Raw genomic sequence first — 19,803 nt, forward strand, 5'->3', positions numbered from 1 at the left:
TCCGGGTCCCCCCCCCCCCCGCCCGCCGCCGGGCCTGTGCGCCCCCGGGGGGGGGGGGGGGGGGCGCCCCCCCCCCCGCGGCCCCCCCCCACCCCTCAACAGCGTCCGAGCGCTCCTGCGCTGTCGCCTACGCGCCGACCTTCTGCTTCACCTGCGCCAGCGACGGATTGTTCGAGCGCACCAGCGCACGACGCCATACGTGTTCCTGTATCTCGGGCTTCCCTTCTCCGAAGACTCAACAGGGACTCCAAAATCTACAGGTCTCCAGAGACAAAAGCGCAGGTCACCGCGTGTGAGGCGCCTCTCAGGCGCACCCCAGAACCGTGGCAGTATTTGGGCCGCCAGGACACGGCGGTCGAGCAAGGCCCCTTCAAGGGGTCATACCCCACCCCCTTCCGCCGTTGCCTCTCACGTCGCCGCGAGAGCGCAAGGGCAGGCAGGCATGCGCACGACCGTGACGCAGCGTGACCAGTAACGGGCGTCTCGAAAACCAAGGTTTGTGAGACGAGACGGGAAGTGCCCCGGAGAGGGGCGCAGTGCGCCCGCATTTTCGAGGACAAGGCCAGCGGGAAGAACACCAACCGGCCAGAGCTGACGGTCGCACTGGACTACGCCAGACCTGGCGACACCCTGTGCGTGTGGAAGCTCGACCGGTTCGCCCGGTCCCTCATCGACCTTGTGACCATGGTCGACACCCTTCGAGAGCGAGGCATCGGGTTCAAGGTGCTCACGGGTGCACTGGCCAACATCGACCCCGGTACGGCGGACGGCCGTCTCATGCTTCAGGTGGTCGGAGCCATGGCGGAGTTCGAGCGCAGCCTCATCAGGGAGCGCACCCGTGCCGGACTCGATGCTGCTCACCGTGGCCCGTGCCAGGCAGGCGAAGGGCGAGAGCGTGAGCGCCATCGCCAAGGCTCTCGGGATCTCCCGTGCCACCTTGTACCGCCACCTCGCAGAGGGCGCCTGAGGCAGCCCGTACAGCCGCGCGGTCAAGTCGACCAGGCGCAGACCAGCATGGTGCCCACGGCCTTGCCCTCCGGTGGACCAATCAGGGAAACGCTCACGTCGGAGAAGCCGTGCCCCGTCAGGATGTGCCTCCACTCGTCTGGGGTGCGGTCGTGCCGCAGCCCGGCTGTGGCGGGCTTGGGCCCCTGGCTTCCTGGGGGCAAGTGCGAGAAGGCCAGGATTCCGCCCGGCACCATGCGCGAGCGGATCAGCGGGAGCAGGGTGTCCGGATCGACGAACCACACGGCACCAAAGATCGAGAGCACGACACCGAACGTCTCGTCCGTCTCGTTCAGGAACGCCGTCGCCTCCGCCGTGCGGAACTCAAGGCCCGGCAGGTCGCCCCAGCGCTCCCCTGCGACCGTCTCACGGGTGGGGGCAACGTCCACTCCAACGCCTGTCGCGCCCAGCGCCACCAGGTGGGCGAGGTTACTGCCGCTCCAGGACTCAGCCAATGACATGCGGTGATCCTTTCCGGCATGAGGGGCCCGCCCCCAACATACGAGGGCAGGCCCCAACTCACATGCCGCTCCCTACTACTTGGGTGAGTCGTGGCACCCGGCGTGGCACTGGTTGCAGTCGGCCGCGTCCTCCATGCCCCACAGGGCGGGGTCGATCTCAAACCCGGCCGCCTTGATGGCCTTGATCGTCTGTTCCAGCACGAGCGGGCCGCCGGTCTTGAGGTCGTGGCCGTCCAGCGTCGCCTTGTCGTCGCTGATGCACTGGACACCATCCGCCGTCCCCGGAAGTTCCGGCACGTGGTGGATGTACCGGCCGAAGTGCCGGCTGGTGAAGTGGTGGTACGGGATCGAGTCGAGCATGAACGAGTGCCATGCCTCGTCCACCTGCTTGGACGGGCCTACGAGAAGGTCCGGGTTCTCGCCGCACGTGACCATGTAGGCGATGGCCTGTCCGAACTTGGCCTCTGCAAGTTCGAGCGTGTTCTCCGGGTTGCGGAGGAGGAGGGCCACCTCCCGCTCTCACACGTCCGGGGTGACGTACGCCTTCGGGTCGCGGATCACTACTGCCGTGCTCATGCTGGTTTGCCTCCACGTAATTGGGGGTCCGTGGTGCTCCGGTCATTTCGCCCACCCCTGCACTTGGGGCACAGGCACGGCGGCATCAAGCCAGTGGCAAGGGGGTCCCCGCCCTCACCCTCGTACAGGGTGCGTGGCTCGGTCCGAGTGCCGTCGGCTCTCACCGTGTAGGCGCTGATGTGGATGGGCATGGCGACCATGTTCCGGATCGGTCGTGGCCATTGCGGCGACGTTCAAGGCGTCTCTCGGACGGCATGCCGGCGTCAGCCCGAGGGCGTCAAACCGGTGTCATTGGAGGCGGGACGTGGCTACTCTCGGATCATGACGACTACGGCCTAGCGTGAGCGAATCCCCAACGATGTGCTGACCTCTGTACGCAAGTCGATGAACCTCAGCCAAGACGAGTTCGCCCAAGGCCTGCGTCGCGCGGGTGAGGAGTTGGGGGAGCCGAACGACGCCTCCAAGCGACTGGTGCAACGCTGGGAGTCCGGGGAGACCAGGACATGCCGCCCGCTTTACGCGCGGGCGCTGAAGCAGCTCACCGGCCGCACCCCCGAGTCACTCGGGTTCGCGATCCCGATGGCACGCGTCCACTCGGATGGGGCAGGAGGCCACGACATGGAGGCTGGGGAAGTCGGCACCGTTGACGGTGTCACAAGCCCGGAGCCGGAGCTACAGAGCGAGTACGCGGGGATCTGGCTGTCCCGGTACGAGTTCTACTCGTCCAGCCGTGACGAGACATTCGACTGCAAGCATCACGTCGTGATCGTCCAGCACGGCAACCGGCTGACAGCTCAGAGCCTGCCCGGAGCGTCGACCAATCCGGACAGCCCGATGTCTCTGGACCTCACCGTCGACCGGAACGTTGTCACCGGTACATGGACCGAGCAGACGGCGGCTGACGGGTACTACCAGGGTGCCCGGTACCACGGTGCGCTTCAGCTGCTCATCGAGCCGACGGGCCGACGCATGGCGGGCAAGTGGGTCGGGTTCGGCAAGGACTTCGATGTGAACACGGGTCCATGGGAGCTGCGCCTACTCGACCGGTCCACGGGGCGCGCAAGCATTGAGCGGTACTCGACCCCCCCGGATCGAGGCGGGTGTGCCCTTGCGCGGGCCCTTCCGAAGGGCGGAGCAAGACAGCAGACGACCCCCGTCGAACTCGATGACGGGGGTCTCTCTGCGTGCTGTGGGGAGCGGGTCGTCAGGCGCCGAGCGCCTGCTTCACCTGGGCAAGGCTCGGGTTCGTCATCACGACCTCGGCGCCACCACCGGAGGGAACTACCAGAACAGTCGGCACCGTCTGGTTTCCGCCATTCGCCTTCTCCACGAACACGGCGGACTCCGGGTCCTGCTCGATGTTGATCTCGGTGTACGCGATGCCCTCGCGGTCCATCTGGCCCTTCAGCCGACGGCAGTAGCCGCACCACGTGGTGCTGTACATCGTCACAGTGCCCGGCATGTCTATCGCGCTCCTTAGGCGGCTCGGGGATGAGGTCGCACCGTGGGAACGTCCGCGCGGGCGCCACCATTCCCGGCGTGACCGCGACGCGTGATGCCTGTCGCATTGGTACGACTATCAGTGCGTGCCTGTGGACAACCGACTCACGCGTCTCCCACGACCTGGCAGCATGGCAGGGTGACAGCAGCAACGCACTCCACCCTCTTCCCGCAGGTACCGGACTCGGCCGACGCGGTGCTCGACGGGCTCGACCCCGAGCAGCGCGAGGTGGCGACCGCCCTGCGCGGCCCGGTGTGCGTGCTGGCCGGCGCCGGTACCGGCAAGACCCGGGCGATCACCCACCGCATCGCCTACGGGGTGCGCGCAGGGATTCTCCAGCCCTCCAGCGTGCTCGCCGTCACCTTCACCAATCGTGCCGCCGGGGAGATGAGAGGCAGGCTGCGCCAGCTCGGGGCCGCCGGCGTCCAGGCCCGCACCTTCCACTCGGCGGCCCTGCGCCAGCTCCAGTACTTCTGGCCGAAAGCGATCGGCGGCTCCCTGCCCAGGCTCGTCGACCGCAAGATCCAGCTCGTCGCCGACGCGGCCGCCGCCTGCCGCATCCGCCTCGACCGGGGCGAGCTGCGCGACGCCACCGCTGAGATCGAGTGGTCCAAGGTGACCCAGACCGTCCCCGCCGACTACGCCCTCGCGGCGGCCAGGGCCGGCCGCGAGATGCCCCGCGACCCGGCCGAGATCGCCCAGCTCTACGCCGCCTACGAGGACCTCAAGCGCGGGCGCGGCGTCATCGACTTCGAGGACGTGCTGCTGCTGACGGTGGCCGTTCTCCAGGACCGTCACGATGTCGCCGACCAGGTCAGGTCCCAGTACCAGCACTTCGTGGTCGACGAGTACCAGGACGTCAGCCCCCTGCAGCAGCGGCTGCTGGAGCTGTGGCTCGGCGACCGCGACGACCTGTGCGTGGTCGGCGACGCCAGCCAGACGATCTATTCGTTCACAGGAGCAACACCCGATCATCTGCTCGACTTCCGCAGCCGTCACCCCGGCGCCACCGTCGTCAAGCTGGTCCGCGACTACCGCTCCACCCCGCAGGTGGTCCATCTCGCCAACGGTCTGCTCGCCCAGGCCCGGGGCCGGGCCGCGGACCACCGGCTGGAGCTCGTCTCCCAGCGTCACGCCGGCCCCGAGCCCGTCTACACCGAGTACTCGGACGAACCGGCCGAGGCCGAGGGCGCCGCCCGCCACATCCGCGAACTCATGGACTCGGGCGTCCCGGCCGCCGAGATCGCGGTCCTGTTCCGCACGAATTCCCAGTCGGAGACCTACGAGCAGGCCCTCGCCGACGCCGGGGTCCCCTACCAGCTGCGGGGGGCGGAGCGTTTCTTCGACCGTCCGGAGGTGCGCAAGGCCATCAGTTCCCTGCGGGCCGCGGCGCGCTTCGGCGGCAACGACTCCCTGCTCGACGACGTCGTCGACCTGCCCTCCCAGGTGCGCGCGGTGCTGTCCGGGGAGGGGTGGACCACGCAGCCCCCGGCCGGTTCGGGTGCGGTCCGCGAGCGCTGGGAGTCGCTGGCCGCCCTGGCCAACCTCGCCCAGGACTTCGCCGCCGCCCGAGCGGGCGCCACGTTGAGCGACCTCGTCACGGAACTCGACGAGCGGGCGGGCGCCCAGCACGCCCCGACGGTGCAGGGCGTCACCCTCGCCTCCCTGCACTCGGCCAAGGGCCTGGAGTGGGACGTCGTCTTCCTGGTGGGCGTCACCGAGGGCATGATGCCGATCGCCTACGCAAAGACCGACGAGCAGATCGAGGAGGAACGCCGTCTCCTCTACGTCGGCGTCACCCGTGCGCGCGAACGCCTCCATCTTTCCTGGGCGCTCGCCCGTTCGCCCGGCGGACGGGCGAGCCGCCGTCCCAGCCGCTTCCTGAAGGGCCTGCGGCCCGGTTCGGGGACGGCAGGTGGGCGTACGGCCGCCGGCGGCTCCGGCGGCGTCGAGCGCGGCATCGGGGGCGGCGGCGCAGCCGCCGCCGTACCCAGACGGACACAGCGGACCCCGGCCCGCTGCCGGGTCTGCGGGCGCACGCTCACCGACGCCGGCGAGATGAAGCTGATGCGCTGCGAGGACTGCCCGTCCGACATGGACGAGGGTGTCTACGAGCGGCTGCGCGAGTGGCGGGCGATCCAGGCGGGAAGCAGCGGGCAGCCCGCGTTCTGCGTCTTCACCGACAAGACGCTGATGGCGATCGCCGAGTCCGTCCCGGAGGACGAGCGCGAGCTGGTACGGATCCCGGGTGTCGGGGTGCGGAAGCTCAACCGCTACGGAGCGGACGTCCTGGCCATCTGCGCAGGCCGGGACGGAGCGGGGCTTGACGGAGACGGCTGATACGAACTCGTCGAAAAAATAGTTTGCGCATGCCCCGGGAATCCCCATAGGTTCTTGGTCACGGGAGCAGCGGCCTTCCCGGAGGCCCTGAATCCGTGTTGTACTTGCATATCCGAGGACTGGTTCGTCCCAGTCCCCCGAGACGCCGAGAGGAGGCGAGCCCAGTGATCAGCATCAACTTCAGCTCCATCATCAGCTCCACCGCCAAAATGACCGATCGCTCGGCCGTCTCCCTGTGCATGCTCGGCGCTTCCAACCCGGGCACCGGTCTGTCCGGCATTCGTGCCGCGCGTCCGGCCGCCGCCTCCGTTGCTCCCGCGGGCCTTCCCTTCCGCGAGTGCAATGAGCGACCGACCAAGGCACTGGAAGCAGCAGTAGAGGCACAGGCGAAGGCCTATGCCTTTACCGCGACCGGTGCCGGATTCCGGAAGCAGACGACGCAGCACCACCTGATGTGGGCCTTCCGTGGGCCAGAACCCTGGAGTGATCCAGCCTGATCGTCGATCAGGCCGGCGCCTTCAGGGCCGCGGAACCCCATCCGGGATCCGCGGCCCTTTTGTTTGTCCCCGAACGGGGGCGACAGCACGAAGGAGCCTCGGGACAAGAAAAGAACCCGGTACCAAGCCGCCAACCGGCCGACCGGCCGGAACGACCAGACGAGGAAGAAGACCCGTGCAACTCGAAGCGCACGCCCCGTCCGTACCGCCTTCCGACACGATCCCCAAGCCCGTCCCCACGGAGGACTCCACCTTGACCCCGCTCACCGCGCTCACCGCGCTCGACGACGCCATCGAGAACCTGGGCGTGCCCGTCCCCTGCCGCTCCTACGACCCGGAGGTCTTCTTCGCCGAGTCGCCGGCGGACGTCGAGTACGCCAAGTCCCTCTGCCGCACCTGCCCGCTGGTCGAGGCCTGCCTCGCCGGCGCCAAGGAGCGGCGTGAGCCCTGGGGCGTCTGGGGTGGCGAGCTGTTCGTGCAGGGCGTCGTCGTCGCCCGGAAGCGGCCCCGTGGCCGTCCGCGCAAGAACCCGGTCTCAGCATGAACACCGCAGGAACGATCGACCGCCCCCTCACGTACGACCCCAAGAAGCAGGCCCCGATGAAGCCGTCCACCCACGACATCGCAGGCTCCACGCCTGAAGACTTCACCATCAGCGACGCGAAGGACTCGCGTCAGAACAGGAACCGCGAGATGCAACTCATCCCAGAAGCCCTGGCTCGTGCGCATATGCACGACCGCCTGCAGGAGGCGGAGCGGGAACGCCGGGCGCTGCGGCTGGCGACCGCTCGCCGGATGCAGCGTCGGGCCGAGCGCGCCTCGATGCGTGCCCGGCGGGCGCTCGCCATGGCGGTCATGCAGTAACCGAGCACACCCGAAGCGCTGGCCTCCCGGCTCGGGAGGCGGAACTCTCCCGTGGGGGCCGGTCCGAACGGACCGGCCCCCACGGCGCGTTCGGCCCCGGCGGCTCACGCCTCCGCCGCAGTCTCCTCCACCTCGTACCCGTCCTCCTCCTCGGGGAGGAAACCGACCAGCCAGTCCTCCAGCTCGTCGCGCAGCCGCACCGTCGCTCCCAACTGGCACAGCACACCGATGGTGCTCAGGGTCACGCGGTGGATCAGGAGGTAGGCCGGCGGCAGGTTGAGCTGCTTGGCCAGCTGGTACGCGGGGGAACGCGGGTCGCCGATGCGGGCCGCCTGGCTCCGTATCCAACCGCGGGTGAAGGTGAACTCGTCGACCCGGGCCGGCTCGATGATCGGCACGAGGTAGTCGAGGACGGTGTCGGGGTCCAGCTCTATCGACTCCTTGACGAAGCCCTCCGCGCAGAGCATCTCGTAGACGGCGTCCGCCTCGCCGTCCAGCGTCATGCGCAGGGCCGCCCCGATGGGCTCGGGCAGGCCGCCCGGGAGACGGTCGACCGTGCCGAAGTCCAGGACGCCCAGGCGCCAGTCGTCCTCGCCGTCCGGCCCACCGGGCAGCAGACGGAAGTTGCCCGGGTGCGGGTCGGCGTGCAGAAGGCCGGTGCGGGCCGGGCCCGAGAACAGGAAGTGGGCCAGGAGCTGGCCCGCACGATCGCGCTGTCCCGGTGTGCCGTCCGCGATGATCTCCGCCATCGGAATGCCGTCGATCCACTCGGTGACCAGCACCTGCTCGCACTGGTGGACGACGTCCGGCACCACGATGTCCGGGTCGTCCGCGAACTCCTCGGCGTGGGTCTGCTGGGCCCGCGCCTCCAGGTCGTAGTCCAGTTCCTCCGAGACCCGGTCCTTCAGCTCTGTGATCAGCGGCTTGATGTCCATACCGGGGACCAGTGGGCCCAGCAGGCGGGCGAAACGGCTGAGCTGGTTCAGGTCGGACAGCAGGGCCTCGCCGGCGCCCGGGTACTGCACCTTGACCGCCACCTCGCGGCCGTCGTGCCACACCGCCCGGTGCACCTGACCGATGGAGGCGGCCGCGGCGGGCTTGTCCTCGAACTCCAGGAACAGGTCGTGCCAGTCCTCGCCGAGCCGCTCCGCGAGCACGGAGTGCACCGTGCGGGTCGGCATCGGCGGTGCCGCTTCCTGCAGCTTGGTCAGCGCTGCCCGATAGGGGCCGGCGACCTCCTCGGGCAGCGCCGACTCGAAGACGGACAGGGCCTGCCCGAACTTCATCGCTCCGCCCTTGAGCTCGCCCAGCACCTTGAACAGCTGCTCCGCGGTGCGCTGCTGCAGCTGCTGGCCGACGATCTCCGCGGACTCGCCCACGATTCGCTTGCCGAGCCCCCAGGTCGCCCGCCCGGCGAAGCCGAGCGGGAGCGCGGCGAGCTTGGCGGTACGGGTGACCGCCTTGCGCGGAAGATCAGACATGCGCCCTCCAAGTCCCAGCCGGCCGCGCCGGTTCTGCCTCATGGCGTACTTCCGCCGACGGCCCTTGCTCAGCCATTGTCGCGCGCCGCCCCCCATCCTCGGGGGTGTGTTCCTGCCCACCTTTTCCGGCGGCTCCGCACGGGCACGCGGGGTGCGCCCGGACCGGCCGTGCGCGCCACCGCAGTCCGGGCAGCGAGACCTCCCAGCGTGTGCCGACGCTCGAGGGTGTCCGGCCGTCCAGGAAGGCGAGCGCGTGGGCCGCGGCCAGGCCGGCGACCGTCGTGGCCAGGGTGAGGTCGCAGGGCCGTACCTGTCGCTGCTTGCCGGAGCGCCACTGCGCGACCAGACGGGGCCAGACCGGGTCCCGGTCGGCGCGGTCGGCGTACAGACAGCCCGCGCACCCCGTCTCGCCGGGCAGGACGAGAGGGCCGACCACACCGGTCCCCTCCACGACACCGGCGTACAGGTGGGGTGTACCGGAGGCCATGAGGGATTCCGCGGAGGCGGGGTCGGGAGAGTGCACCGCGACGTCGTCGCGCGGGGCGACGACCACCAGGGAGAAGCCCGGTGCGTCCTCCTCGGGCGGCGTCGTGGGACCGCGGCGCGGCGGACGGCCCGGCGCGGCCCGGCGGACGACACGACGGGCCGTCTCGTCCCGGCGGTCGCCGACGGACTCGGCGGGGAGCCCGCCCGGGGCGACGTCCCACGGCTCGACACGTCCGCCGTCGAGCACGTCGATCTCGCCGACGCCCGCGCCCGACAAGAGGCCGGACAGCACCGCGCCCACCCGCCCCGCACCTCTCACGCGCACCCGCAGGGCACGCCGGGCGGCCAGATGTCTCATCGCGCCTCCCGGCTCGGAGGTGGTCAGGGACAGGGAGGCCAGGTCGGGGCGGAGCCGGTCGAGGACCTCCTTCCTCTCCCGCAGGGCGTCGGCGTCAGGTCCGCCGCCCCGGGAGTCGTCGAGGAGCCCGGCCCGCGCCAGCCCCTCCACGACCCGGTCGACATGTCCTTCGGGCAGGTCCATGCGATGCGCTTCCTCGCGCAGGAGCGCCGGCCCGCGGGTCCCGTTGAGCAGTTCGAGGAAGCTGCCTGTGGCCGTGTCCACCGGGCCGAGCGTCAGCGCATGCGCCGGCGTCATTCCGAACTGCACGGTGTTCAGATCGCGCCAGCCGCGCCTGAGCGCGGGTTTCACCATCGGATGCATGCCAGATCCCCCGTAAGAATCCGAAAGTCGTCGAACGTCTGCTGTGTCCGGCGGTGGTCGGTCCCGTGTCGATTCATGCGGTCGGTCGCGAATCAGCCGGCCAGTGCCAGCATGCCCGGATGTGCGGCCGGGCGTCGAAAGTTATCCACAGGCGGTGGGTATTCGTCGTACCGGTCAGTCGTACCGGTCAGTCGTACAAGGCGGTCGTACAAGGCGGTCGTACAAATCAGTCGGGGATCGAAAGGTGTGGTGGCGGAACGGCACCGAACCCTCCCGGAGCCGGGACTTCCCCGTGTGCAGCGGGTAACGTCGTGGCGTGTCCGCCGACCCACTGCACCGCGCCGGGGCGCCCCAGCACGCATCGACGAATCCGCCGCCGAACGGCTCGGGGACGAGCGCGATCGAGGTCCGCAGGAGCACCCGGCGACGCCGGACGGTCTCCGCGTACCGCGAGGGCGATCGCACCGTCGTACTGATCCCCGCCCGGATGTCCGAGGCGGAGGAGCAACGCTGGGTGAGCGTCATGCTGGACAAGCTGGCCGCCCAGGAGAGCAGGAGAGTCCTCGGCGACGCCGAGCTGGCCGAGCGCGCGGAGCGCCTGTCGGGCCAGTACTTCGACGGGCGGGCGCGACCCACCTCGGTCCGCTGGGTCACCAACCAGAACACGCGCTGGGGCTCGTGCACCCCGTCCGAGGGGAGCATCCGGCTGTCGCACCGCCTCCAGGGCATGCCCGAGTACGTCGTCGACTACGTCCTCCTCCACGAGCTGGCGCATCTGCTCGTCCCCGGGCACGGGCCCCGGTTCTGGCGGCTGCTGGAGGCTTATCCGCGGACCGAGCGGGCCCGGGGCTACCTCGAGGGTGTGGTCGCCACCGACCGGCTGCCGCACGTGCCCGGGGCCCGCAGCGAGTAGTGGCGCGTCCCCGAGGGTGCCCCGGCGGGGCGTTCGGCACAGCCGCGCACGGGTTCTGTACCGGGTCGGTACCGACTTCCTCCGGTGTCAGGGTTTGCCGTTAGCCTGGCGCGACGCACTCGTATTCGGATGGGGGACGGTCGTAACGCATGGCCAGGGAATTCCAACGCGGCCACAAGGCCAGGATCAGTGACCTCACCTCGGGCACGGATCTGTACGTAGGCGTGCAGATCTCCGGCCCCGGGCTGAGCTTCGACATCAGCTGCTTCGGTCTCGACGCCGACGAGCGGCTCTCCGACGACCAGTACTTCGTGTTCTTCAACCAACCGAAGACCCCTGAGGAGTCCATCCAGCTCCTGGGTGCGCAGGCGGGTGACACGGAGTCCTTCCGGGTCACCCTCGACAGGATCCCGTCGCGGATCCAGAAGCTCTCCTTCACGGCCACGATCGACGGCGCCGGGCAGATGTCGCAGGTCGGCCCCGGGTACATCAGGATCGTCGCGGGCGGCGAGGAGGTGGCCCGGTACCCGTTCAACGGCTCCGAGTTCTCCACCGAGCGTGCTGTGATGCTGGGTGACTTCTATCTGAAGGACGTGTGGCGGTTCGCCGCCATCGGGCAGGGCTTCGACGGCGGGCTGGACGCGCTGCTGAAGAACTTCGGCGGCGAGGTCGCCGAAGAGGAGGCCCCCGAGGCGCAGCAGCCGCAGACCGGCGCCGCCCCGGGCTTCGCCCCGCCCGCCCAGGCCTCGGCACCGCCGGCGTTCGGCGCCCCAGCTCCAGCCCCCGCCCCGCAGCCCGTGCAGCCGGCCCCGCAGGGCTTCGCACCTCCGACCGGTGCCACGCCGCCTCCGGTTCCCGCCCCGGCGCCCGGGCCCGACGTGCACGCCGCGCAGACCATCGTCGCGCCCATGAACACGCCGCCCGGCGGCTCCCCGGTGCCGCCCCCGGCCCCGGCGCCCGCGCCGTACGGCCAGCCGGGCCAGCAGCCGCCGTACGGGCAGATCCCCGGCCAGACCGCCCCGCCGCCTCCCGGCTACGGCCAGCCCCAGGCCCCCCAGGCCCCGGCCCCGCCGCCCGGTTACGGCCAGCCGACCCCGCCTCAGGGGTACGGCCAGGCCACCCCGCCGCCCGGTTACGGCCAGCCCACTCCGCCGCAGGGTTACGCGCAGCCCGCCCCGCCTCCCGGCTACGGTCAGCAGGCCCCCCACGGAGTCCCGCAGGGCATGCCCCAGGGGGCTCCGCAGGGAGCGCCGCAGGGCGCCGGGGTCATGGCCGCGCTCCAGCAGTTCAAGGAGACGGCGACGGGACAGCGCTGGACCCAGCAGAACAAGAAGCTGGTCCGCGTCGACCTCGGAGCGGAGGGTCACCCCGTACTCGCCCGGCAGGGCAGCATGGTGCTCTACCAGGGCAAGGTCGACTTCAGCTACAAGGGCGCCGGATTCGCCGGCCGGGTCGTGGGCAACGCCACCGGCCAGGAGATGCAGCTGATGCGCTGCACCGGCAAGGGACAGGTGTTCCTCGCCGACAACTCCGCGATGCTGCACCCCATCGAGCTCCAGGGCGACGCCATCTGCGTCTCCGCGGAGAACGTCCTGGCCTTCGACGAGAGCCTCCAGTACGAGGTCCGCCGCGTCGAGGGACACGGCATCCCCGGTGGCGCGCTGTTCACGATGCAGTTCCAGGGCACCGGCACGATCGTCGTCAAGACGCATGGCGTGCCCGTGGTGCTGCCGGTCACGCCCACCACCTTCGCCGACTGCAACGCCGTGGTCGCCTGGTCGGCCGCCGCCCAGGTGGTCGTCTCCAGCCAGGTGCGGATGCGCCGCAACTCCTACGCGGGCGACACGGGCGAGAGCGTCAACCTGCAGTTCCGGGCGGCACCCGGCAACTTCGTCATCGTCCAGCCGTACGAGATCTGAGGGAGAGCCCGACATGAACCAGCCGCTCGCGGGCTATGCTCCCGCACCGGTCACCGCCCGCATGGAGAACCACGGCAACCACATGCTGAAGGTCGCCATGCAGACCGGAAACGACCTCCTCGCGCGCGTGGGCTCGATGACCGCCTACGAGGGCTTCGTCCAGTACGAGCCCAACCCGCCGGCCGTCCGCCAGATCGCCAAGGACTGGATGACCGGCGAGGGCGCCCCCCTGATGAAGTGCTCCGGCGACGGCCTGCTCTACCTCGCCGACTACGGCGCGAACGTCGTCGTCATCAACCTCAACGGCGACGGAATCTCCGTCAACGCCACCAACCTGCTCGCCTTCGACGCCCACCTCACCTGGGGCGTGGAGCGGGTCAAGGGCCTGGCCAAGCTCGCCGGGCAGGGTCTGTGGAACACCAAGATCTCCGGACAGGGCTGGGTCGCGCTGACCTCCCGGGGCAAGCCGATCGTGGTCGACTGCGGCGGTGGCGAGGACGAGACGTACGTCGACCCGGACGCGCTCGTCGCCTGGTCCCCGAACCTCAAGGTGAAGGGCAAGCGCAGCTTCAAGGCGCAGTCGTTGATCGGCCGCGGCAGCGGCGAGGCCTACCAGATGGCCTTCTCCGGTCAGGGCATCGTCGTCGTCCAGCCCAGTGAGGACAGCACCGACCGCCTCCGGGTCCGGGGCTGAGGGGGAGCCAGAACATCATGCAGAGCCCGCTTTTCGCCCACAACGACCAGCAGACCCAGGAAGCCTGGAGCCTGCAGAACAAGCACATGCTCCGCGTCGCCCTGGACGGCCACGACGACGTGCTCGCCCGTAAGGGCACGATGGTCGCCTACCAGGGGCTCGTCGAGTTCGACGCCGAGTACCAGAGCAACAACCAGTCACGCTCGCGCGCGCACACGGGTGAGGGCCTCGACCTGATGCGCTGCCACGGGCAGGGCACGGTCTTCCTCGCCAACCTCGCCCAGCACATCCACGTGATGGAGGTCGACCAGGAGGGTCTCACCGTCGACAGCAGCTACGTGCTGGCGATGGACTCGTCCCTGCACCACGAGGTCATCGCGGTCGACAGCCTGTACGGCATCTCCGGCTCGGGGAAGTACCAGCTCAACATCACCGGCCGGGGCAAGGTCGCCCTGATGACCTCGGGCGCCCCGCTGCTGATGCAGGTGACACCCGACAAGTACGTCAACTGCGACGCCGACGCGATCGTCGCCTGGTCCACCGGCCTGCGCGTGCAGATGCAGGCCCAGACGCACTCCTCCGGAGTGTGGCGGCGCCGCGGCAGCACCGGCGAGGGCTGGGAGCTCAGCTTCATGGGCAGCGGCTTCGCGCTCGTCCAGCCCAGCGAGCTGCTGCCGCCGCAGAACGCCCAGGTCGGCCAGGGCGTCGCCGCGCAGTACGGCATGGGCCAGCAGGGAGCCCGTGGTCAGAACCAGGGGAACGTCTGGAGCTGAGCGCGGTCCGGTAGCGCGGCCCGGTGAGCACGGGCCGGTAAGCGCCGGTACGGCCCCGGGTAGCACCGTCCGGTAAGGGGTGATCGCACAGGCGGTCACCCCTTACGGGTTCAGAGCCGGGCTCGCGCTGCCTCGAGCAGGCGTACGACCGAGTCGTCGGCCACGTCCGCGACCTCCGCGTACGGGAACCAGCGCAGGTCGAGGGACTCGTCACTGATCGCCTCCACGGCCCCCTCGGGAGCCACCGCCGCGTACTGGACGTCCAGGTGCCAGGCGCACGGCGTGTGGTGGCGGTCCAGCCGCACGGGACCACCGGGCAGCAGGGTGAGTCCGGCGACGCCCGACTCCTCCGTGCCTTCGCGCAGGGCCGCCCTCGCCAGGGTCTCGTCGACCGGCTCGCAGTGACCGCCCATCTGCAGCCACATGCGCAGCTTCTTGTGGAGGGTCAGCAGGACCCGCTCGCGCGACGGGTCGATCACGAGGGCGCTCGCCGTGATGTGACCGTCCCCGCAGGACTTCCACAGGCCGTCCGGGTGCGTCGCGAGGTGGTCCAGGTAGACCCGACGCAGCTCGTCCTGGCCCTCGTAGCCCTTCAGGACCAGGACCGCGTCGTCGTGGAGGCTCACTCGGCGTCGTCGCCCTTGCCCTCGCCCTTGCCGTCGGTCTCGTCCTGACCCTTCTCGTCCTTCTTCTCCGGGGCGGGCTTCTCCGGGTCGGACTTCTTCAGGTCGGGCTTGCCCGCCGCCTCACCGAGCATCTTGTCCAGCTCGGAGAAGTCGAGCTGCTCACGGTGTACGAAACCGTCCGGGTCGTCCAGGTCGGACGCGGTCGGCAGCATGTCCGGGTGGGCCCACAGGGCGTCCCGGCCGTCGACGCCGTGCGCGTCCGTCAGGGACGCCCACAGACGCGAGGCGTCGCGCAGGCGGCGCGGACGCAGCTCCAGGCCGATGAGCGTGGCGAACGTCTGCTCCGCCGGGCCGCCCGAGGCGCGTCGGCGGCGCAGCGTCTCGCGCAGCGCGTCGGCGGAGGAAAGGCGCGGCTTGGCGGCGGCGTGCACCACCGCGTCCACCCAGCCCTCGACGAGCGCCAGAGCCGTCTCCAGACGGGCCAGGGCGGTCTTCTGTTCCGGGGTGTCCTCCGGCTGGAACATGCCCTGCTGAAGGGCTTCCTGCAACTGTTCGGGATTCTGCGGGTCGAACTGGCCGACCACGTCCTCCAGCTTGGCAGTGTCGACCTTGATCCCGCGGGCGTAGCCGTCGACCGCGCCGAACAGGTGCGAGCGCAGCCACGGCACGTGCGCGAAGAGGCGCTGGTGGGCGGCCTCGCGCAGGGCGAGATACAGCCGCACCTCCTCCTGGGACACGCCGAGGTCCTTGCCGAACGCCTCGATGTTCGCGGGCAGCAGCGCGGCCCTGCCGGCCGGACCGAGCGGCAGGCCCACGTCGGTCGAGCCGACGACCTCGCCGGCGAGTACGCCGACGGCCTGCCCGATCTGCGTGCCGAACATGGCGCCACCCATGGATCGCATCATGCCGATGAGCGGGCCGGCCATGGCCTGCATCTCCTCGGGCAGCACGTCGCCCATGGCGGTGCCGACGCGCTCGGCGACCGGATCGACGAGCTCCCGCCAGGCGGGCAGGGTCGCCTCGACCCACTCCGCCCGGCTCCAGGCCACCGCGGTGCCCGCGCCGGAGGGCAGGGCGGTCGCGTCGTCCAGCCACAGGTCGGCCAGGCGTACGGCCTCCTGGACGGCGGTGCGCTCGGCGGGACCGATGCTGGCGTCCTTCGTGCCGTCCGGCGTGCCCTGGGAGACCGTCTGGCGGGCGATCTGCTTGGCCATGTCCCAGTTCACCGGGCCGCCCTCGTAGGAGAGCATCTGGCCCAGCTGCTGGAACGCGGCGCCCAGGTCGTTGGGGTTCATGGAACCGAACATGGCAGCGAACGGGTTGTCCGCGCCGGGGCCGCCAAGGCCGCCGGCTCCGGGCCCGAATCCGAACGGGTTGGCCGGTCCCTGACCACCGCCGCCCTGCTGGTCCTTCTTCTTGCCCTCGTCGCCGTCGTCCGGCTCCTCCGGCGGAAGGCCGAATCCGAATGGGGTGTCACTCACGGGGTTCCTCGGCTGGTAGGGCCGCCGGTTCTTTCCGGCGGCACGGCTGCCCGACTTCACCACCCAGCGTAGACACCCGGGGCGGTTCGGGCCTCGGTGCTTCGCCGACTGACGGCCTGCGGCAGGATGGATGCCACCTGGTACGTACGCGTCGCTCGCGCCCGTACTGAAGACAACCGCTGGAGACGCCCGGTGAGTTCCCCAGATCCGCAGGTTCGCGCAGCGCGAAACCAGTCAACCAGTTCCCCCCGCCCCGGCGCGCGCGGACCCGTCGTCGCGGTCACCGGCGCCGCGTCCGGTGTCGGGGCGCTGCTCGCCGCACGGCTCGCGGCATCCGACGAGGTCAGACAGGTCGTGGCCATCGACGAACGGCGCGGTGAGTGCGCGGCGGCACAGTGGCAGATCCTGGACGTAAGGGACCCGGCCATCGCCGAGAGACTGCGCGGCGTGGACGTGGTCGTGCACCTGGCGCTCGACCTCGATCTGGAGACCGACGCGGCCGCCCGGACGGCTTACAACGTCCGGGGGACACAGACCGTCCTGACCGCCGCGGCGGCGGCCGGCGTGCGCCGTGTCGTGCTGTGCACCTCCGCGATGGTCTACGGCGCCCTGCCGGAGAACGAGCTGCCGCTGTCCGAGGACGCGGAGCTGCGCGCCACGGCCGAGGCCACCGGGGTCGGGGACCTGCTGGAGATCGAGCGGCTCGCACGGCGCGCACCCCGCGCGCACCCCGGCCTCAACGTGACCGTCGTCCGGCCGGCGGTGCTGGTCGGAGGTATGGACACCGCGCTGACCAGGTATTTCGAGTCGCCTCGGCTGCTTGTCGTGGCCGGGTCGCGGCCGGCCTGGCAGTTCTGCCACATCGACGACCTGTGCAGTGCCCTGGAGTACGCCGTGCTGGAGAAGGCCGACGGGGAACTGGCCGTCGGCTGCGACGGCTGGCTGGAGCAGGAGGAGGTCGAGGAGCTCAGCGGCATCCGGCGGATGGAGCTGCCGTCGGCGGTCGCGCTCGGCGCGGCGGCCCGGCTGCACCGCATCGGCCTTACCCCGTCCCCGGCCGGGGACCTGGCGTACACGATGTACCCCTGGGTGGTGAGCGGCAGCCGGCTGCACGACGCCGGATGGCGGCCGAAGTACACCAACGAGGAGGTGCTCGCGGAGCTGCTGGAGGAGGTCGCCGGGCGGCACACGGTCGCCGGGCGGCGGCTCGGGCGCAAGGACGCGACGGCGGCGGGGGCCGCCGGAGCGACGGTGGCGCTGCTGGGCGCGGCCGCGGTGGTGCGGCGGGCGCGGAAGGTCCGGCGGCGGATCTGAGGCGGACGCCGGGCGGCGCCCGGGTCCTGCCCGCGCCGGCGCCTGGGCTCCCGCCCGTACCGGTCCTCGGCCTCTGCCCGCGCCGGCGCCTGGGCTCCCGCCCGTACCGGTCCTCCGGCTCCTGCCCGCCATGCGGTCTCCTCCCCGGGCGGGCGGCCGCGAGGCCCTGTAGGAGGCTCCAAAGCGGTACGCGTGCGTGCGGGGCGATAGCGCTATTCCGCGCCGTCCGTGGCGTGGGGCACGATGGGCGTATGGCAACCACGAACGACCACCCCGGTGAGCTGGCCGCGCCGGATCCCGTCAAGCTGATCGGTATCCGGGAGGCGCCCCTCTCCGTGGACGAGGTGTTCCGGGCCGTCGGAGACGACGCGGCCGGCGGGACCGCGCTGTTCGTCGGGACGGTCCGCAACCACGACGGGGGGACCGACGTCGACCGGCTGGGGTACTCGTGCCACCCCAGTGCCGAGGACGAGATGCGGCGGATCGCCGAGAAGGTCGTCGCCGAGTACCCCGTACGGGCGCTCGCGGCGGTGCACCGGGTGGGGGACCTGGAGGTCGGGGATCTCGCCGTGGTCGTCGCCGTGTCCTGCCCGCACCGGGGCGAGGCCTTCGACGCCTGCCGCAAGCTGATCGACGACCTGAAGCACGAGGTGCCCATCTGGAAGCACCAGTCCTTCTCGGACGGGACAGAGGAGTGGGTCGGCGCCTGCTGAGACCGTGCCGACCCCGTCACTCCGGTTGCGTAACCGACCCCCCGGCGTGAGCGTTGTCACTGCGGATGGTTAATCTGCTGATCAGTCAGTCGCGGACGCTCATGGGGTTGGGAGGTCGGCATGGCAGCGCTTGCCTGGTTGCTGATTCCGTTTGTGGCCGCTGTCGGCGCGGGTCTGTGGGGCAGTTGGGCCAACCGGACCCGCAAGGCCCGGAGCGACGGTCCCGAGCTGGACGGCTACGCCCGCTTCCGTGAGGCCATGGAGAAGCCCCGCACCGGGGCCTGATCGCACGGCGCATCCCTGACGGTGTTCTGACAGCCCTGTCCCGTACTGTCGTGCCATGCCACGCCGCACCGCGACGATGCTCGCCTCCACCCTGATGCTGATCGCGCTCCTGTGCGCGGGTGTGTTCATCCCCGTGCCGTACGCGGAGATGTCCCCGGGGCCGACGGTGAACACCCTTGGCGATCACGACGGCGAGCCGGTGCTGCGGATCGACGGGCGCGAGACCTACGAGGCGAGCGGCCATCTGAACATGACCACCGTCCGGGTCACCAGCGCCGAGTACAAGATGAACCTCGTGGAGGCCGTCTACGGCTGGCTGGCGCACGACAACCGCGTGGTGCCGCACGAGACCCTCTACCCGGACGGCAAGACCGAGGAAGAGGCCACCCAGGAGAACGCCGAGGAGTTCAGCCAGTCCCAGGAGAGCGCCAAGGTCGCCGCCCTCAAGGCACTCGACATCCCGGTGAAGTCCTGGGTGGTCGTCTCCACGGTAGTCAAGGACTCGCCGTCCGAGGGCAGGCTGCACGCCGGAGACGTGATCAAAGCGGTGGACGGCAAGACCGTCAAGAAGCCCGCGGACGTCGCCGAGCTGGTGACCGAGCACAAGCCCGGACAGGACGTCGTCTTCACGATCGTGCCCGCCAAGGAGCAGGCCGCCGCGGAGAAGGAGGGCCGGACGCCCACCAAAACCCAGGACGTCACGATCACCACCGGGACCTCCGACGACGCCGGTGACAAGCGTGCCGTCGTCGGGATCTCCGCGGGAACCGACCACACGTTCCCGTTCTCCATCGACATCAAGCTGGCCGACGTCGGCGGCCCGAGCGCCGGTCTGATGTTCGCCCTGGGCATCTACGACAAGCTCACGCCCGGTGACCTGACCGGCGGCAAGTTCGTCGCCGGCACCGGAACGATCGACGACAACGGCAAGGTCGGCCCGATCGGCGGCATCGGGATGAAGACCATCGGCGCACGCGAGAAGGGCGCCCAGTACTTTCTGACGCCCGCCGACAACTGCGCGGCCGCCGCCGAGGACATCCCCGACGGGCTCACCCTCGTGAAGGTGGACACCATCGACGACGCCCTCGGCGCACTGGAGGACATCCGCTCGGGCAGGACCTCGGACGTGCCGAAGTGCACGACCGGATGACGA

At 70.5% G+C, this 19,803-nt stretch carries 20 protein-coding genes and 2 pseudogenes; 15 read left to right on the forward strand and 7 right to left on the reverse strand.

The annotated features are described in order from the left end of the window. Window positions 1-516: 516 nt before the first annotated feature. Together ACH4NX_RS12250 and ACH4NX_RS12255 are read left to right on the forward strand one after the other, a co-directional pair. Window positions 517-801 (forward strand): annotated as a pseudogene (locus tag ACH4NX_RS12250) (recombinase family protein); the annotation flags it as partial. A 37-nt stretch (window positions 802-838) separates the two neighbouring features. After that, window positions 839-967, forward strand: a complete 129-nt coding sequence (locus ACH4NX_RS12255; RefSeq protein ID WP_351390607.1) for a helix-turn-helix domain-containing protein — start codon at window positions 839-841, stop codon at window positions 965-967. A 22-nt stretch (window positions 968-989) separates the two neighbouring features. Here the strand turns inward: ACH4NX_RS12255 and ACH4NX_RS12260 are convergent, their stop codons facing one another. Both ACH4NX_RS12260 and ACH4NX_RS12265 read right to left on the reverse strand, forming a co-directional pair. Further along, window positions 990-1,466: a class I SAM-dependent methyltransferase gene (locus tag ACH4NX_RS12260; RefSeq protein WP_398128882.1), complete on the reverse strand. Its 477-nt coding sequence runs from the start codon at window positions 1,464-1,466 to the stop codon at window positions 990-992. A 75-nt stretch (window positions 1,467-1,541) separates the two neighbouring features. Further along, window positions 1,542-1,976 (reverse strand): glycine-rich domain-containing protein, encoded by a 435-nt coding sequence (locus tag ACH4NX_RS12265; protein ID WP_398128881.1) that lies wholly within the window; start codon window positions 1,974-1,976, stop codon window positions 1,542-1,544. 450 nt (window positions 1,977-2,426) lie between these two features. On the opposite strand from ACH4NX_RS12265, the pseudogene ACH4NX_RS12270 reads away from it, so the two are divergent. Beyond that, a pseudogene (locus ACH4NX_RS12270) lies at window positions 2,427-3,134 on the forward strand (XRE family transcriptional regulator); the annotation flags it as partial. A 112-nt stretch (window positions 3,135-3,246) separates the two neighbouring features. Here the strand turns inward: ACH4NX_RS12270 and ACH4NX_RS12275 are convergent. After that, on the reverse strand, window positions 3,247-3,504 hold the full coding sequence (locus tag ACH4NX_RS12275) for a glutaredoxin domain-containing protein (protein WP_398128880.1): 258 nt from the start codon (window positions 3,502-3,504) through the stop codon (window positions 3,247-3,249). A 177-nt stretch (window positions 3,505-3,681) separates the two neighbouring features. On the opposite strand from ACH4NX_RS12275, the gene ACH4NX_RS12280 reads away from it, so the two are divergent. The 4 genes from ACH4NX_RS12280 to ACH4NX_RS12295 all read left to right on the forward strand — a co-directional run bounded on the left by ACH4NX_RS12280 (window position 3,682) and on the right by ACH4NX_RS12295 (window position 7,244). Continuing rightward, entirely contained in the window at window positions 3,682-5,883 is a 2,202-nt protein-coding gene (locus ACH4NX_RS12280) for an ATP-dependent DNA helicase UvrD2 (RefSeq protein WP_351390596.1), read from the forward strand. A gap of 164 nt (window positions 5,884-6,047) precedes the next feature. Beyond that, the gene (locus ACH4NX_RS12285; RefSeq protein ID WP_351390594.1) at window positions 6,048-6,380 is read left to right on the forward strand and encodes a hypothetical protein; all 333 of its coding nucleotides are present in this window, start codon (window positions 6,048-6,050) and stop codon (window positions 6,378-6,380) included. A 175-nt stretch (window positions 6,381-6,555) separates the two neighbouring features. Then, entirely contained in the window at window positions 6,556-6,924 is a 369-nt protein-coding gene (locus ACH4NX_RS12290) for a WhiB family transcriptional regulator (RefSeq protein WP_351390591.1), read from the forward strand. Next, window positions 6,921-7,244 (forward strand): hypothetical protein, encoded by a 324-nt coding sequence (locus ACH4NX_RS12295; protein WP_351390589.1) that lies wholly within the window; start codon window positions 6,921-6,923, stop codon window positions 7,242-7,244. The genes ACH4NX_RS12290 and ACH4NX_RS12295 overlap by 4 nt, the downstream gene beginning before the upstream one ends. Before the next feature lie 104 nt (window positions 7,245-7,348). Here the strand turns inward: ACH4NX_RS12295 and ACH4NX_RS12300 are convergent, their stop codons facing one another. After that, a complete protein-coding gene (locus tag ACH4NX_RS12300) occupies window positions 7,349-8,725 on the reverse strand; it encodes an ABC1 kinase family protein (protein ID WP_398128879.1) in 1,377 nt (458 codons plus the stop codon). Continuing rightward, on the reverse strand, window positions 8,718-9,932 hold the full coding sequence (locus tag ACH4NX_RS12305) for a TOMM precursor leader peptide-binding protein (protein WP_398128878.1): 1,215 nt from the start codon (window positions 9,930-9,932) through the stop codon (window positions 8,718-8,720). Before ACH4NX_RS12305 ends, ACH4NX_RS12300 begins: the two co-directional genes overlap by 8 nt. A gap of 316 nt (window positions 9,933-10,248) precedes the next feature. On the opposite strand from ACH4NX_RS12305, the gene ACH4NX_RS12310 reads away from it, so the two are divergent. The 4 genes from ACH4NX_RS12310 (at window position 10,249) to ACH4NX_RS12325 (ending at window position 14,231) form a co-directional block, all read left to right on the forward strand. Continuing rightward, window positions 10,249-10,845, forward strand: a complete 597-nt coding sequence (locus ACH4NX_RS12310; RefSeq protein WP_398128877.1) for a M48 family metallopeptidase — start codon at window positions 10,249-10,251, stop codon at window positions 10,843-10,845. Window positions 10,846-10,994: 149 nt separating this feature from the next. After that, window positions 10,995-12,764, forward strand: a complete 1,770-nt coding sequence (locus tag ACH4NX_RS12315; protein WP_351390579.1) for a TerD family protein — start codon at window positions 10,995-10,997, stop codon at window positions 12,762-12,764. Between the two features lie 13 nt (window positions 12,765-12,777). Continuing rightward, window positions 12,778-13,458: an AIM24 family protein gene (locus ACH4NX_RS12320; protein ID WP_398128876.1), complete on the forward strand. Its 681-nt coding sequence runs from the start codon at window positions 12,778-12,780 to the stop codon at window positions 13,456-13,458. A gap of 17 nt (window positions 13,459-13,475) precedes the next feature. After that, complete coding sequence (locus tag ACH4NX_RS12325; RefSeq protein ID WP_398128875.1) at window positions 13,476-14,231, forward strand: AIM24 family protein; 756 nt, start codon at window positions 13,476-13,478, stop codon at window positions 14,229-14,231. A gap of 110 nt (window positions 14,232-14,341) precedes the next feature. On the opposite strand, the gene ACH4NX_RS12330 is transcribed toward ACH4NX_RS12325, so the two are convergent. After that, window positions 14,342-14,857, reverse strand: a complete 516-nt coding sequence (locus ACH4NX_RS12330; protein ID WP_351390573.1) for an NUDIX hydrolase — start codon at window positions 14,855-14,857, stop codon at window positions 14,342-14,344. After that, window positions 14,854-16,338, reverse strand: a complete 1,485-nt coding sequence (locus ACH4NX_RS12335) for a zinc-dependent metalloprotease (RefSeq protein ID WP_351390570.1) — start codon at window positions 16,336-16,338, stop codon at window positions 14,854-14,856. The genes ACH4NX_RS12330 and ACH4NX_RS12335 overlap by 4 nt, the downstream gene beginning before the upstream one ends. A gap of 192 nt (window positions 16,339-16,530) precedes the next feature. Between ACH4NX_RS12335 and ACH4NX_RS12340 the strand changes: the two genes are divergently transcribed. The 4 genes from ACH4NX_RS12340 to ACH4NX_RS12355 all read left to right on the forward strand — a co-directional run bounded on the left by ACH4NX_RS12340 (window position 16,531) and on the right by ACH4NX_RS12355 (window position 19,800). After that, window positions 16,531-17,652, forward strand: a complete 1,122-nt coding sequence (locus tag ACH4NX_RS12340; protein ID WP_351390567.1) for an SDR family oxidoreductase — start codon at window positions 16,531-16,533, stop codon at window positions 17,650-17,652. A gap of 251 nt (window positions 17,653-17,903) precedes the next feature. Next, on the forward strand, window positions 17,904-18,365 hold the full coding sequence (locus tag ACH4NX_RS12345; protein WP_398128874.1) for a molybdenum cofactor biosynthesis protein MoaE: 462 nt from the start codon (window positions 17,904-17,906) through the stop codon (window positions 18,363-18,365). A 120-nt stretch (window positions 18,366-18,485) separates the two neighbouring features. Next, window positions 18,486-18,650 carry a hypothetical protein gene (locus ACH4NX_RS12350; protein WP_351390564.1) on the forward strand — a complete coding sequence of 55 codons (165 nt, stop codon included), beginning with the start codon at window positions 18,486-18,488 and terminating at the stop codon, window positions 18,648-18,650. A 55-nt stretch (window positions 18,651-18,705) separates the two neighbouring features. Then, window positions 18,706-19,800, forward strand: coding sequence for a PDZ domain-containing protein (locus ACH4NX_RS12355; RefSeq protein ID WP_351390561.1), 1,095 nt, complete (start codon window positions 18,706-18,708; stop codon window positions 19,798-19,800). Window positions 19,801-19,803 lie beyond the last annotated feature (3 nt).

The sequence above is a fragment of the Streptomyces sp. NPDC017225 genome, from assembly GCF_044331465.1.
Taxonomy (GTDB): domain Bacteria; phylum Actinomycetota; class Actinomycetes; order Streptomycetales; family Streptomycetaceae; genus Streptomyces.